10 protein-coding genes are annotated in these 13,945 nt (G+C 71.2%); 6 read left to right on the top strand and 4 right to left on the bottom strand.

The window, feature by feature from the left end; all coding sequences use genetic code 11:
- Positions 1 to 91: 91 nt before the first annotated feature.
- Together LUM46_RS00360 and LUM46_RS00355 are read left to right on the top strand one after the other, a co-directional pair.
- Positions 92 to 1,690, top strand: coding sequence for a UxaA family hydrolase (locus tag LUM46_RS00360; protein ID WP_274991562.1), 1,599 nt, complete (start codon positions 92 to 94; stop codon positions 1,688 to 1,690).
- A gap of 58 nt (positions 1,691 to 1,748) precedes the next feature.
- On the top strand, positions 1,749 to 1,943 hold the full coding sequence (locus tag LUM46_RS00355) for a hypothetical protein (protein ID WP_274991561.1): 195 nt from the start codon (positions 1,749 to 1,751) through the stop codon (positions 1,941 to 1,943).
- Between the two features lie 70 nt (positions 1,944 to 2,013).
- On the opposite strand, the gene LUM46_RS00350 is transcribed toward LUM46_RS00355, so the two are convergent.
- Genes LUM46_RS00350 through LUM46_RS00340 form a run of 3 tightly spaced genes read right to left on the bottom strand, consistent with a single transcriptional unit; the run spans position 2,014 to position 7,994 of the window.
- Positions 2,014 to 4,281, bottom strand: a complete 2,268-nt coding sequence (locus tag LUM46_RS00350; protein WP_274991560.1) for a discoidin domain-containing protein — start codon at positions 4,279 to 4,281, stop codon at positions 2,014 to 2,016.
- Complete coding sequence (locus LUM46_RS00345; protein WP_274991559.1) at positions 4,278 to 5,699, bottom strand: DUF1996 domain-containing protein; 1,422 nt, start codon at positions 5,697 to 5,699, stop codon at positions 4,278 to 4,280. Before LUM46_RS00345 ends, LUM46_RS00350 begins: the two co-directional genes overlap by 4 nt.
- A gap of 42 nt (positions 5,700 to 5,741) precedes the next feature.
- Positions 5,742 to 7,994: a discoidin domain-containing protein gene (locus LUM46_RS00340; RefSeq protein WP_274991558.1), complete on the bottom strand. Its 2,253-nt coding sequence runs from the start codon at positions 7,992 to 7,994 to the stop codon at positions 5,742 to 5,744.
- Positions 7,995 to 8,302: 308 nt separating this feature from the next.
- Here LUM46_RS00340 and LUM46_RS00335 point away from each other — a divergent pair, with 308 nt between their 5' ends.
- Entirely contained in the window at positions 8,303 to 9,349 is a 1,047-nt protein-coding gene (locus LUM46_RS00335) for a LacI family DNA-binding transcriptional regulator (RefSeq protein ID WP_274991557.1), read from the top strand.
- Between the two features lie 14 nt (positions 9,350 to 9,363).
- Here the strand turns inward: LUM46_RS00335 and LUM46_RS00330 are convergent, their stop codons facing one another.
- Positions 9,364 to 10,173, bottom strand: coding sequence for a MerR family transcriptional regulator (locus tag LUM46_RS00330; protein WP_274991556.1), 810 nt, complete (start codon positions 10,171 to 10,173; stop codon positions 9,364 to 9,366).
- A gap of 185 nt (positions 10,174 to 10,358) precedes the next feature.
- Between LUM46_RS00330 and LUM46_RS00325 the strand changes: the two genes are divergently transcribed.
- From LUM46_RS00325 to LUM46_RS00315, 3 genes are all read left to right on the top strand, one after another.
- Complete coding sequence (locus LUM46_RS00325) at positions 10,359 to 11,282, top strand: glycoside hydrolase family 19 protein (RefSeq protein ID WP_274991555.1); 924 nt, start codon at positions 10,359 to 10,361, stop codon at positions 11,280 to 11,282.
- Positions 11,283 to 11,408: 126 nt separating this feature from the next.
- Positions 11,409 to 12,464 (top strand): aldo/keto reductase, encoded by a 1,056-nt coding sequence (locus LUM46_RS00320; protein WP_274991554.1) that lies wholly within the window; start codon positions 11,409 to 11,411, stop codon positions 12,462 to 12,464.
- A 242-nt stretch (positions 12,465 to 12,706) separates the two neighbouring features.
- Entirely contained in the window at positions 12,707 to 13,942 is a 1,236-nt protein-coding gene (locus LUM46_RS00315) for an NAD(P)/FAD-dependent oxidoreductase (RefSeq protein WP_274991553.1), read from the top strand.
- The last annotated feature ends 3 nt before the right edge of the window (positions 13,943 to 13,945 follow it).

Genomic DNA, 13,945 nt, shown 5'->3' with positions numbered 1-13,945 from the left:
GGGACCGTCCAGGCAACAAATACCCCGCACTCAACTTTGTCGGGAGCGTGGCCCGTTACGATGAAACGGTTCAGAACAGAGAGGTGCTGGCGTGTCCGAGGTCGATCTGCTTGTTCTCCGCGAGGGTGACGACGTTGCCGTCGCGACCCGCGACCTGGCCCCGGGCGACGCGGCCTCGGCCCCTGGCGCCGCCCCGGTCGCCGTCGGGCAGCCGGTCCCGCGGGGCCACAAGATCGCACTGCGTGCCGTGTCCGCGGGCGGCGAGGTCCACAAGTACGGCCAGGTCATCGGGGTCGCGACCGCCGACATCGCCCCCGGCGACCACGTGCACTCGCACAACCTCGGCTTCGAGGAGGGCCAACGCGAGGCGCCGCTGGGCGGTACGCACACCGACCTCCCGCTGCCCGACGGCGCCCGCCCCACCTTTCGCGGTTACCGTCGGGCCGACGGCAGGGTCGGCACCCGGAACTTCGTGGCGATCCTGACCAGCGTGAACTGCTCGGCCTCGACGGCGAAGATGATCGCCGACCAGTTCCGCGGCACCGCCCTCGACGAGTTCGAGAACGTCGACGGCGTCATCGCGCTGACCCACACCTCGGGCTGCGGCCTGGTGCCGGACTCCGAGGGCGGGCAGATCCTGCTGCGGACCCTGCGCGGGTACGCCGCCCACCCGAACGTCGCCGGTCTGCTGGTGCTGGGCCTGGGCTGCGAGATGGTGCCGGGTGCCGCGCTGTCGGCGCGCTCGGGCCAGGTGGCCGACCTGGGCATGCCCACGCTCGGCCCGCCCGAGGACGCGAAGCAGGGGCTGCTCGCCTCCATCTCCGACGACACCGTGGTGCGCTCCCTGACCATCCAGGAGGCCGGCGGCGTGCGGGCCTCGGTGCGGGCGGGCGTCGCCGCCGTCCGCGAGATGCTGCCGCTGGTCAACGCACGAGAGCGGGTCGAGTGCGACGTCTCGGAGCTCGTGCTCGCCCTGAACTGCGGTGGCTCCGACGGCTACTCCGGGATCACCGCCAACCCCGCGCTGGGCTGGGCCTCGGACCGCCTGGTCGCCTACGGGGCGACCTCCGTGCTGGCCGAGACCCCCGAGGTGTACGGCGCCGAGCACCTGCTGACGGCTCGGGCCGTGAAGCCGGAGGTCGCGCAGCGCCTCCTGGACCGCATCGACTGGTGGCGTGGCTACGTCGCCGCGGGTGGCGGCACGCTGGACAACAACCCGTCGCCGGGCAACAAGGCGGGCGGGCTGACGACGATCCTGGAGAAGTCGCTCGGTGCGGTCGCCAAGGGCGGCCAGGCCGACCTCGGTGCCGTCTACGAGTACGCCGAGCCGATCACCGAGCGTGGGTTCGCCTTCATGGACACGCCTGGCTACGACCCGGTCTCGGTCACCGGCCTGGTCGCGGGCGGGGCCAACGTCGTTGTGTTCACCACCGGCCGCGGGTCGGTCTTCGGGTGCCGTCCGACGCCGTCGATCAAGGTGGCCACCAACACGCCGATGTACTCGGTGATGTCGGAGGACATGGACATCAACGCGGGCGTCGTCGTGGACGGCACCGCGACCGTCGCCGAGGTGGGCCGGCAGATCTTCGACCGGATCCTCGCCGTCGCGTCGGGGGAGCAGACCGTCAGCGAGGAGCTGGAGATCGGCGCCGAGGAGTTCATCCCGTGGCACATGGGTGCCGTCACCTGAGCTCCTGACCTGCCGGCTTTGGTGGTCGGCCCTCGGCGCGAGCAGCCAGCGTCGGGTCATGTCTGAGCTCCTGGTGATGCTGGTAGTCGTGATGCTGGTCATGAACTGGATCTCTGCGAGCGGGCACAGGCGGTCGCAGCAGCACCAGCTGGACAAGCTCCACACCAAGATCGACCTCGTCATGGCGCAGATGGGCGACGGCCTGGCCGAGGCCAAGGCCACGGTGGACCGCCGCGCGACCACTCTCACCTGACCCCTCCGCCGAGGTAGTCAGCTGACTACCTCGGCGGGGCCTGGTTGGTGGGTGGTGGGTGGAGCGGGGGTCAGGGGTAGGTGGTCACCGTGGCCGGGATGGTTTCCGTTCCTGCCGCGCGGGGGCCGACGCCGTTGATGACGTGCTCGTACGTGCCCACCCCGCCGAGCGACACGGTGAGCAGCGAGTGCATCCGCACGCCCGGCGTCCGCGGCACCTCGAAGCCGTTGTCCGAGACGATGGACGCATCCGAGGTGAACACGCAGTACGAGCCGAGCCCCCACGCCTCGTGCTCCCGCACCCCGTCGGCGACCTTGTACGCCGCCCAGCCGCGGACGCCGTCGTGGTTCCAGGCCGCCTGGTTCGGCGGGTCGTACGGCAGCTCGTTCTGGTAGAAGATCGTGCGGCCGCGCTCCCCGGTCCACAGGGTGTTGTACTCCTGGTAGTGCTCGACGAAGAGGCCGTACCCGTCGACGTCGTCGCCGTGGACCACCAGCCCGTTGTCCGCGGTGTTGACGTCCCAGCCGATGCCCTCGCCGTGGTCGCCGCGCCAGGACCAGATGTGGTCGATGATCGTGTCGTCGGCGTTCACGACGATCGCCTGGTCCACCCGCCCCACGTGCGCCCCGCCGACTCGGACGAACACGTCGTGCAGCGAGATCGGGTCGTCCGCGTGGTCCACGGTCGAGCCCGCCGTACCGACCGTGAGCATCGACGGGGACTCGGCGGCGCCGGCGTCGAACAGGACGCTCGCGATCCGGACGCCGTCCACGTCGGCCACGCGCATCGCCGTCTGCCCGGCGGTGGGCACGATGGTGGCGTACCCGAGCCCGAGCACGACCGTGTCCGCCCGGTTCACCTCGATCGTCCCGTCCAGCTCGTACACGCCGGGCGTGAGGAGCAGGTGCAGGCCCTGGTCCAGCGCCTGGTTGATCCGCGCTGCCGAGTCGCCCGGGCGCGCCACGTAGAACTCGTCGAGCGGCACCGAGGCACCCGCCGTCCCGCCGTCCCAGGTCGCGCCCCGGGTGCCCTCGCGGGCCGACGGCACGAACACCGCGTAGTCCTCGCCGTCGAGGTAGAGGTAGGGCTTCTCGCGGATGGTGCCCGTGGTGTCCAGGGTGGTCACGGCCGGCTCGGGGAACGACGTCGGCGGCGCGTTCTCGACGCCGGAGAACACCATGTTCCACAGCGTCCCCGCCCAGCCGCCCCGAAGGGTCGAGTCCCGGGTGTACCACTGCTGCTGGGTCCAGGCGCGGACCTCGCCGTCGACCACGGAGTCGGCGATGAAGCCGCCGGACGCCCAGCCGTACCGCGACGAGTGCAGCATGAGGTTGCCGTTGACGTGCACGCGCCGCATCGGCGCGGCCTGCGACACCGCCCACCGCATGTCCCCGCCGGTCGGCGTGACCGCGAGGTTCTCGACGGAGCGCCAGAAGTTCTGGGTGGCGTTCCCCTCGAACCACTCGGCGTCGGCCCAGACGCCGCCCGTGATGTTCACGTCGTCCGGGTCGGCACCCAGGCCCGCGATCGAGGTGTGGAAGCCGGCGTTGACGTGCACCGGGTAGGTGCCCGGCTCGAACAGGAACTGGTGCCTTCCGTCCCCGAACTGGTCGAACTCCTGTTGGTCGTACACGGCGTCCACGGCTGCCTGGACCTGGTCCACGGGCGTGTCCGGGCCGAAGACGTGCACGTTCGGCCCGAGGTCACCGCCGCCGGGGATCGGGTCGCCGGGGTCTCCGCCGGGCTCGCCCGTGAGCACCTTGAGCTCCCACAGCGAGTACCCGTACCCCGTGCCGCGCTCGGTGCCGGTGACCCGTACGTACCGGCCGGTCCCCACGACGTCGAAGCCCTGGGCACCCCCGGACCCGTCCGTGACGGTCCTGAGCGTCCGCCACGTGGTGCCGTCGTCCGACGCCTCGATCCGGAAGTCCTTGCCGTACGCCGTCTCCCAGGAGAGCTCGACGCGGCACAGGTCCTGGACGGAACCGAGGTCGACCCGGATCCACTGCGGGTCGGCGGGCTCGCTGCTCCAGCGCGTTCCGGGGTCGCCGTCGACGGCCAGGGCCGGGCCGAACGGACCCTCGGTGGACGACGCGGTGGCCGGCTTCCCGAGAGCGGCGTTCGTCGTGCAGGCGGCGGCCGGAGCGGCCGCCCGCGCCGCGGGATCGGACTGCCTCGGGCTCTCCGCGCTGCCCGACGCCGTGGTGGCCCCCGCCGTCAGCGGTGCGGCCACGCAGGCGGCCGTGACGGCGGCTGCCAGCCAGGCCCGCCGGACGCGCCGCGGTCCCTGTGGCGGCGCCGGGGGTCGTGCCTCGTCGAGTGCGGTTCGGGCCGTCATGATGCTGCCTCCTGGCGAGCGGCGGGTTCTGGCACCAGCTGGTAGTTCTCGTCGAGCACGGTGCCGCGGTGCGGCTTGTACAGGTCGTAGCCGCGGGGGTTGCACTGCAGCCCGCCGTTGATGCACTGCTCCACGAGGCGGCGGAGCACCTCGGGGTCCCAGGCGTTGACGAAGTCGTAGTGCCAGGACTGGTCGGACCCGCTCACGAGCGCGACGTCGGACATGTCGCCGCTGACCGGCCAGGCGATCTTGAACTCGAGCATCGGCACCGCGACGGGGTGGCTCAGCGGGCACTGGCCCGAGACCGGGTACGCCATGTGCGTGCCGTGGCCCATGTGGGCGGACTCCTCCGGCGTCAGGTGGATCCCGTCCCAGCAGCTCGGCGCCTGGTACCGGATGTTCAGCTGGGTGCCCTCGGGACAGTTCGCCGGGATCTCCCAGCTCTTGGAGATGTCACCGCACTCCCAGCCCTCGACGGCGCCCGGCGCGGTCCGGAACTCGTCGACGTCAGCCATCATGTCGCCCGCCACGAACTGGAGTCCCGCCGGGAACGGTACGACGTCGGTGTAGTCGTCGATGCCCGACTTGTAGTAGACGGTCATGGGGATGTTCGGCTCGACCGGGACGCCGCCCTTGGTCAGGGCGGGGAACCAGTACGCCGACTTGTCCTGCGGCACCGTGCACGTGCTCGCCGGGTTCGCGAGCAGGCTGGCCGGGGTCGTGAAGGCGTCCGTCGACCGGTTGCCGATGAACGTGTGCAGGTGCGACCGTCCGGGCTGACCGGGATAGACGATGGAGTCGTCCGGCAGGAAGTGCGAGAACGTGCAGTTCGCCTGGAACTCGTGGTGCGTGACCTCGTCGTCCGGGAACGGTGGCGGGTCCTCGGGGCCGGTGGCCTCGCCGTCGCCGAACACCTGGAACTCCAGGAGCGAGTAGCCGTACTGGGTGCCGCGCGCAGTGCCGACGAGCTGGACGTAGCGGCCGCTGGCCGCGACGTCGTACACCTCGGTGCCGCCCGTGCCCGCGGACTCGGTGACGACGGTGGCCCAGGCGTTGCCGTCGGGGGAGACCTGGAGGCGGAACGCCGCGCCGTACGCGGCCTCCCACTCCAGGGCGACGTGGTCGAGGTCGTAGGACCGGCCGAGGTCGATCCGAATCCACTCGTTGTCCGTCTGGGCGCTGGCCCAACGGGTGCTGCGGTCGCCGTCGACGGCGAAGCGCGGGCCGAGGCCCCCGGACTCCGAGCTCGACGCCGCGGTGAGTGCGCCCTGCGAGAGGAGCGTGTTCGGTTCGGCGACGGCGGGGGTGGCTCCGAGGGTCGAGGCCGCGCTCAGGGTCGAGGCGAGCAGTGCCGTGGCGAGTGCGCCGGCCAGGACGCGATACCTGGGGACGCGGGGTGTGCGGAGTGCTGTGCGCATGGTTCCTCCTTCACTGGTTGTCGCTGCTGATCACTGCCGTGCTCACCGCTGGTAGACGCCGACCTCGTAGAGGGAGTAACCCCACTCGGTGCCGCGCTCGGTGAGGTTCAGGCGCACGTAGCGGCCCGAGCCGGTGACGTCCACGCTGTCGACGCCTCCGTTGCCGCCCGTGACCGTCCGGACGGTGGTCCAGGTGCTGCCGTCGTTCGAGGTCTGGATCTCGTAGGACTTCCCGTAGGCCGTCTCCCAGACGAGCTGCAGGTGGTCGAACGACTGCACGGAGCCCAGATCCACCCGGTACCAGGCGGTCGGGCCCCACTCGCTGGCCCAGCGGGTGGCGGGGTCGCCGTCGACGGCGCGGGCGGGCGTCCAGTCGCCGTTCCACGGGTCGAAGCTCGACGCCGTGGCCGCCTTGCCCTGGGCGATGTTGGTCCCCTCGACCTCGGGCGCGACGACGCGGAACGACCTCGTCTCGACGCCCACGTTGCCCTCGCCGTCCTCGGCGAACACGTAGACCTTCCAGACGCCGAGCATCTCGGGCGCCGTGACCCGGAACGTGCCGGGCGCGGTCTGCGTGAAGTCGGCCTGCGCGATGCCACCGGCGTCGTTGATGTACTTGCTGTTCAGCATCACGTTGGACGTGATCGGGTCGCCGTCCGGGTCCGTCATGTCCACGGAGACCGTGAACTGCTCACCCGCCTCCACCGCGGTCGAGCCGGGCACGTCCATGGCGGAGATGCGCGGCGGCGTGTTCATGCCGGAGGTGTCCACGCCCCAGGCGCGCGCGATCGAGTAGTAGCCGAGCCGCTTGTTGTCGCCGGGCAGGATGTTGAACCACACGCCGCCGAAGTCGCCCTCGATGCCGTAGTGGAAGAACGTCGCGCCCAGCGAGACGCCTTCGTGCTCCCGCAGGCAGCGCCACGAGTCGACGTACGCGGCCCCCTTCTCGAGGTCGGTCGGCTCCTCGGGGACGCCGTTGGCGTCGTCGGGCACCTCCCACTCGCCGGCCGCACCGCCCTCGGTCAGCAGGTACGGGCGGTCGTAGCCGCCGGTCTCCCAGGACTCCTCGATGTTGCAGACGTCGCCGTAGGCGTTGATCGACAGCAGATCGAGGTCCGGGGCGTTCGCCTCGATGTACTTCCAGGCACCCGCCCAGGCATCCGTGTTGGTGGTCGGGTGGTTCGGGTCGGCCTGGTGGACGGCGATGCTCACGTCGTTGACGAAGGCCGCGTAGGCGTGCCGGATCGCCTCCAGCTCGGCACCCGAGTAGCAGTTCTGCAGGCCGAGGATCGCCTCGTTGCCGATGTTCCACATGAGCACACCGGGGTGGCTCTTGTAGGTCTCGACCCACTTCAGGATGTCGGCCTTGGTCTCGGACTTGTAGGCGGTGTCCGTGCGGTAGTCGATGCAGCCGCCGGAACCGGGGCCGCCGCCGGGCAGCAGCCAGAAGCCCATCATCACGCGGACGTCGTGCGCGGCCGCGGAGTCGAGGAGCTGCTTCGTGTCGGCGCCGGTGCCCCAGGTGCGGACCGTGTTGGCGCCCATCTCGACGAGCGGCGGCATGTAGTGGTCGGCCGCGCTGAACGCCGGGCCCCAGGTGAAGCCGCGAACGGTGTACGGCTTCCCGTCGACCTGCAGGTCCCAGGCACCGTTGCCGCCCACCACCTCGACCGTGCTCGGCCCGGAGTCCCGGACGGGCACGTTCGGATGGCCGGGGTCGACGTAGTTCGGGTCGCCGGGGTTACCGGGGTCGCCCGGGTCGGTGCCGCCGGCCTCGCCGAAGACGCGCAGCTCCCACAGCGAGTTGCCGTAGCCGCCCGACCGGGCCGTGGACAGCAGCCGCACGTGGCGGGCGGTCCCGTCGACGTCGAACCGGTCGGTGCCGCCGTCGCCCGAGCTGGTCGAGTACACCGTGGACCACGAGGACCCGTCGGCGGAGACCTGGAACTCGTACGTGGTCGAGTACGCGGACTCCCAGACCAGCTCCACGCGGTCGAGGTCCGCGGACCGGCCCAGGTCGACCCGGATCCACTGCGGGTCGCTGAACGTGCTCGCCCAGCGGGTGCCCAGGTCGCCGTCGACGGCGGCGCTCGCGGGTGTGTAGTCGGGGTTCTCCTCGGACGAGGCGGTGGCGGTCTTGCCCTGTGACAGCAGGACCGGTTCCGCCTGCGCTGAGACAGCGGGGGCGACGAGCGCCGCCGCTGCCAGCAGGCCGGTCGTGAGAGCGGCGGCTCCGGCGCGTAGGCCGCGCCTGAGCCGGGCTACCTCCGCGCCGGGTGATCCGGTGGTGATCATGGGTCTTCCTCTCCGTCCGCTCGTCAGCCAGCAAAGGGCCGGTGGCGCGGTTCGTCGTTGAGCCTGCCTTCGCGACGCTCCAGCGCGTCGCGAGTTGGGAGAGCGCTCTTACAGAGCCAATCCTTGACCGGTCCCTGACAGGCCGTCAAGGGTTCGGAGACTCGGCTTCGTTGCTACTTTGTGCGTATCTGCTGCCTAATCGGGACGCTAGATGCCGAATCGGCATGGAGCCGCCAGGGGCAGAACCGGTGTCATGTCACCCGCCTACGGTCCATGGGAGAGCGCTCTTACTCTGTTAACGTCAGCGTGTGAGCAAGGATCCGCGGCGTCCGGCGCCGACCCTGGAGGACGTGGCGAAGGTCGCCGGCGTCTCCCGCGCGACCGTGTCCCGCGTGATCAACGGCAAGCGCAAGGTCGCGCCCGCGGTGCAGGAGGTGGTGCTCGAGGCGGTGGCCGAGACCGGCTACGTGCCGAATCGGGCCGCACGGTCGCTGGTCACGCGGCGCACGGGCACGGTCGCCGTCGTCATCTCGGGCGCCGATGCCGACCCGGACGCCGAGCTCGATCTGTCGGGCGTGTTCTCCGACCCGTTCTTCGGGCGGGTGGTGGGGTCTCTCGTGCGGACGCTCCGGCCGCACGACGTGCACCCGGTCCTGATGTTCGCCGACAACGCCCAGACCCGGGCCCAGGTGGTCTCCTACCTGCGGTTCGGCAACGCGGACGGGGCCTTGCTCGTGTCGACCTATGCCGACGACCCGCTGCCCGAGGAGCTGCTGGGCACCGGGAGCCCGATAGTGCTCTTCGCCAGGCCGGGCCACGCGATCCCGGCGAGCTACGTCGACCTGGCCAACGCCGACGGTGCCCGACTGGCGGCGAACCAGCTGCTCGACCGCGGGTGCCGAAAGCTCGGTGTGATCTCGGGCCCGGTCGACGTGCCGTCCGCGCGGGACCGGCTCGACGGCTTCCGCGATGCCGCGGCTCGACGAGGGCATGCGTTCGTACCGAGCGTCGAGGGATCCTTCACGTTCGAGAGCGGCGAGGTCGCGATGGCGGAGCTGCTGGCGGCCGCTCCGGACCTCGACGGAGTCTTCGTCTCGAACGACCTCATGGCCCAGGGCGCCATCCACGTGCTCCAGGCCCACGGCCGGCGGGTGCCCGACGACGTGGCCATCGTCGGGTTCGACGACAGCCCGGTGGCGGTACAGACGCGCCCTCGTCTCACGACGGTGCGCCAGCCCGTGGAGAAGATGGCGGAGGAGATGGCGCGGATGTTGCTCGAGCAGATCGACGCCGACGAGCCGGCGGTGCGGTCGGCGATCTTCGAGCCCGTCCTGATACCCCGCGACTCCGCCTGACCCACAACCAAGGGTCAGGCGCGGGTGACCGGCTGCTGCAGCTCGGTGACCCAGTCGGCCTGGTCTTCTCGTTCTGCGCGGACGTACAGCTCACGGCCGGGGCCCGACAGCGTGAGCCCGCGCTCCGTCGCCTCGGTCATCAGGGCCATCCAGCTCCTGGCGATCCCGTCCATGGGCCCCAGGTGGACGGCGCACGCGGCGAGTGGCTCGGCGGGCAGCTCGACGATCTCGACGCCCGGCAGCGGCGCGCCGTCGTACTCGAACCCGCAGACGACGCTGACGCCGTCCTCGCCCATGTCGTACTGGGCGACCGGGACCTCCAGCAGCCCTGGCCCGAGCGCGTCGGTGAGGGTCTTCGCGACGGCGTCGAACAGCGGCCCCACGACGGCCCCCACCTGAGGCTGCTCCGCCACGGTCGTGGACCGTGCGGCGAGCCGGACGGCAGGCAGGTCCTTGGTGATCATCTCGATGGTGGACATGGTCTTCTCCTCTTCGATGAGCCGGAGCCTCCGCCCGACGTCGGCCAGCTGCGCGGTGGCCAGTGCGTGCTCGCGGGCCACCTCGTCCCTGCGTTCGCGCAGGAGCACGGCCAGCCGACCGGTGTCGACACCGTCGGCCAGTGCGGCCGCGATGTCGTCGAGGCCGAAACCGAGCTGGCGCAGCGCCACGATGCGGTGCAACCGGGCGAGCTGTGACGGGTCGTACGAGCGGTAGCCGGTGAACTCGTCGACATGGTCGGGTACGAGCAGACCCGCCGTGTCCCAGTGCCGCAGCATGTGATGGGTCACCTGGCCGATCCGTGCGAAGGCTCCGATGGGCAACACAGTCCAGTTCTCCCGCCTGACACGGTGTGAGGGTCAAGTCGAAGACTGCCCGACGGCGGCGGGACGTGCCTACGGGTCGGCGTGTGGGAATCCCTCACGCCCGTACCACCTACGCCTTGCTAGGTTCCTGAACAAATCGGCCGTCGAAGTCCGGCGGCCCAGAACCGGAAGCGAGGTGGTTCCCCGTGAGATCTCGTCGCGCACCGCTACTGATCGCAGCTGTCGTCGCTGCGCTCCTGACACCAGCGGCCGCAGCCGCCGCCGCCCCTGCACCGGCGGCCCAGGCCGTGGTGGCCAGCTGTAGCGCAGCCGCCTGGAGCGGCAGCGCCGTCTATGTCGGAGGCAACCAGGTCACCCACGGCGGTGCCGCGTGGCGGGCCAAGTGGTGGACCCAGGGTGAGACGCCCGGCACCACCGGCCCGTGGGGCGTGTGGGAGCGCACCGGCACCTGCGACGGCGGCGAGCCGCCGATCGACCCGCCCGGCACCGAGGACTTCCCGGTCAGCCAGGCCCAGTTCAACCAGTTCTTCCCCCACCGGAACTCGTTCTACACGTACTCCGGACTCGTCGACGCGCTCAGTGCGTACCCCGGGTTCGCGAACAGCGGCAGCGAGACCATCCAGAAGCGTGAGGCTGCCGCGTTCCTCGCCAACGTGTCCCACGAGACCGGCGGCCTGGTGCACGTCGTCGAGCAGAACACGGCGAACTACCCGCACTACTGCGACACCTCGCAGCCCTACGGCTGCCCCGCGGGCCACGACCAGTACTACGGCAAGGGCCCCATCCAGCTGAGCTGGAACTACAACTACAAGGCGGCGGGTGACGCCCTCGGCATCGACCTGCTGAACAACCCGAGGCTGGTGCAGACCGACTCGGCGATCGCCTGGAAGACCGGGCTCTGGTACTGGAACACCCAGAACGGCCCGGGCACCATGACAGCGCACGCCGCGATCGTGAACGACCGCGGTTTCGGAGAGACCATCCGGAGCATCAACGGCAGCATCGAGTGCAACGGCGGGAACCCCGCACAGGTGCAGAGTCGTATCGACACGTACCTGCGCTTCACCAGCGCGCTCGGCGTCGACCCGGGCGGCAACCTCCGCTGCTGACCATCACAGACGTCGGCCTGTGCCGGTGTTGACCACGGCAGCTGCTGCCAGAACGGGCACGGCTCTGGCAGCAGCCGCCGTGGTCACGCTGACCGGTGCCGGGGTGGTGCGTGCCACGATGAGCGCATGCCTCTCGCACCTCGGTATCTCGCCGCCGACGACCGTTACGACACCATGCAGTACCGCCGGACCGGCCGTTCCGGCCTCGACCTCCCGGCCCTGTCCCTGGGCCTCTGGCACAACTTCGGCGACACCAGCCCGTTCGACACCCAGCGCGCCATCCTGCGCCGCGCGCTCGACCTGGGTGTCACCCACTTCGACCTGGCGAACAACTACGGGCCGCCGTACGGGTCGGCGGAGGAGAACTTCGGGCGGCACTTCGCCGCGGACCTGAAGCCGTACCGCGACGAGCTGGTCCTCTCGACGAAGGCCGGCTACGACATGTGGCCCGGACCGTACGGGGACCACGGGTCGCGCAAGTACCTCCTCGCGTCCCTGGACCAGTCGCTCACCCGGATGGGTGTCGACTACGTCGACGTCTTCTACCACCACCGGCCGGACCCCTCGACGCCGCTCGCGGAGACCATGGGCGCGCTCGCTTCCGCGGTCCAGCAGGGCAAGGCGCTGTACGTGGGCGTCTCCAACTACTCGCCGGCGCGCACCCGCGAGGCCGCCCAGGTCCTCCGCGACCTGGGCGTCCCGCTGCTCATCCACCAGCCGTCCTACTCGATGCTCAACCGGCACATCGAGAACCCGGCGCACGAGGACGCGTACGACGGCAGGCAGAGCGAGTCCCTGCTCGACGTCGTCGGCGAGCTGGGCGTCGGGACCATCGTGTTCTCCCCGCTGCAGCAGGGGCTGCTGACCAGCAAGTACCTCGCCGGCGCCGCACCGGAGGGCTCCCGCGCGGCCCGCTCGGACTCACCGTTCCTCTCGTCCGGCGCGCTCACCGAGGACTACCTGGGCCGCGCCAAGGCGCTCAACGAGATCGCCGAGGGCCGCGGCCAGACGCTCGCGCAGCTCGCGCTTGCCTGGGTGCTGCGGGACACGCGCGTGACCTCGGCGCTCATCGGCGCATCGTCGGTGGCGCAGCTCGAGGACAACGTGGCGGCGCTCGCGGCCGGCCCGCTGACCGAGGACGAGATCGCGGCGATCGAGCCCCTGGCGCAGCCGCTCGGCTGACACCGCGCGGCCCCCGCCTGACCCGCACCACCGTCACCGCACCACCGTCACCGCACCACCGTCACCGGGCCGGCGTCGCACCGACGTCGGCCCGGTGTCTCCCACAAATCCACACGACGCGTTTCACCGCACTTCACTGAGTTGTCGCGCCGAATCGATCCGGTGGGCGGACCATGAGGGTGTCCGCCGTTCGACGGGGAGGGGTACTGGTAGGTACAGCCCTGAAGAGAAGGAGCACGCGCGTGCCCGAGACGAAGACCGCGACAGTCGTAGGGGCCGGCATGGTCGGCCTCGCTACGGCCTGGCACCTGCAGGAACGCGGCGTGGAGGTGACGGTCCTCGACCGGCACGGTGTCGCCTCGGGAGCGTCCTGGGGCAACGCCGGCTGGCTCACCCCGGGCATGGCGATGCCGCTGGCCGACCCGTCGCTCTGGGCCTACGGGCCCCGGGCCCTGCTGGACCCGAGCGCCGCCCTCAGCGTTCCGTTCCGGTTCGACCGCACCCTGTGGGCCTTCCTCGCACGCCTCATGGCGCACGCGACGCCCGGCGCGTGGCAGCGCGCGATGGCCGCCCTGACCCCCATCGACCGGATCGCGCTCGATGCCTACGACGAGCTCGAGGCCGGCGGTGTGCACGCGACGTCGTACCCCAGCCGCTGGGTGGTCGGGTTCGAGCGGGAGCGGGAGTCACGCCCGTTCGTGCACGAGCTGCGAGGCGTGGCCAGGGCCGGGCAGGAGATCCGGCTGTCGAGGGTGCCCGACGGCGTCCGCGTGCCCCACCTCTCCCGGGCCGTGCAGTCGATCTGGACGCTGGAGGGCCAGCGGTACATCGATCCCGGGTCCTACGTGCAGGCGCTCGCGACCTCGGTCAGCGCGCGGGGCGCCAAGGTGCTGTCGGACGCCCGCGTCGAGAGCGTCCGCGCGGTACCCGGTGGCGCCGAGGTGGCGGTCCACGGCCACGACGCCGTGACGTCCGACGCCGTCGTGGTCGCCACGGGCGCCTGGCTCCCGGAGCTAGCGCGGCAGCTCGGGGTGCGGACCCGTGTGCAGGCCGGACGAGGCTATTCGTTCAGCGTGCCCGTGGACGGTCCGCCGATCGACCATCCCGTCTACTTCCCGGCCCGGCGCGTCGCCTGCACCCCCTACCAGGGGCGGCTCCGGATCGCCGGGACCATGGAGTTCCGCGGGCCGGACGAACCGCGCCGGCCGGCCCGGGTCCGGGCGATAGCGAGCTCGGTCCGGGGCCTCTTCGAAGGCGTCGACCTGGACTCCCGCGAGGACGAGTGGGTGGGCTCGCGCCCTGTTACGCCGGACGGGCTGCCGCTCGTGGGCCGGACGGCCGCGCCCGGTGTCTACGTGGCCGGCGGCCACGGCATGTGGGGCATGGTGCTCGGGCCGGCAACCGGCCGGGCGCTGGCCGACCTGATCACGACGGGACGCACCCCGGAGGAGATCCGGCCGTTCGACCCGCTGCGCTGACCG

It is taken from the genome of Promicromonospora iranensis, from assembly GCF_028994805.1.
Lineage (GTDB): Bacteria > Actinomycetota > Actinomycetes > Actinomycetales > Cellulomonadaceae > Promicromonospora > Promicromonospora iranensis.
This window is presented reverse-complemented; position numbering and strand designations above follow the sequence as displayed.

Excerpts from the sequence above, each read along its gene's own strand:
- LUM46_RS00345 (WP_274991559.1), bottom strand. The coding sequence starts at position 5,699 with ATGCGCACAGCACTCCGCACACCCCGCGTCCCCAGGTATCGCGTCCTG.
- LUM46_RS00340 (WP_274991558.1), bottom strand. The coding sequence starts at position 7,994 with ATGATCACCACCGGATCACCCGGCGCGGAGGTAGCCCGGCTCAGGCGC.
- LUM46_RS00350 (WP_274991560.1), bottom strand. The coding sequence starts at position 4,281 with ATGACGGCCCGAACCGCACTCGACGAGGCACGACCCCCGGCGCCGCCA.
- LUM46_RS00355 (WP_274991561.1), top strand. The coding sequence starts at position 1,749 with ATGTCTGAGCTCCTGGTGATGCTGGTAGTCGTGATGCTGGTCATGAAC.
- LUM46_RS00320 (WP_274991554.1), top strand. The coding sequence starts at position 11,409 with ATGCCTCTCGCACCTCGGTATCTCGCCGCCGACGACCGTTACGACACC.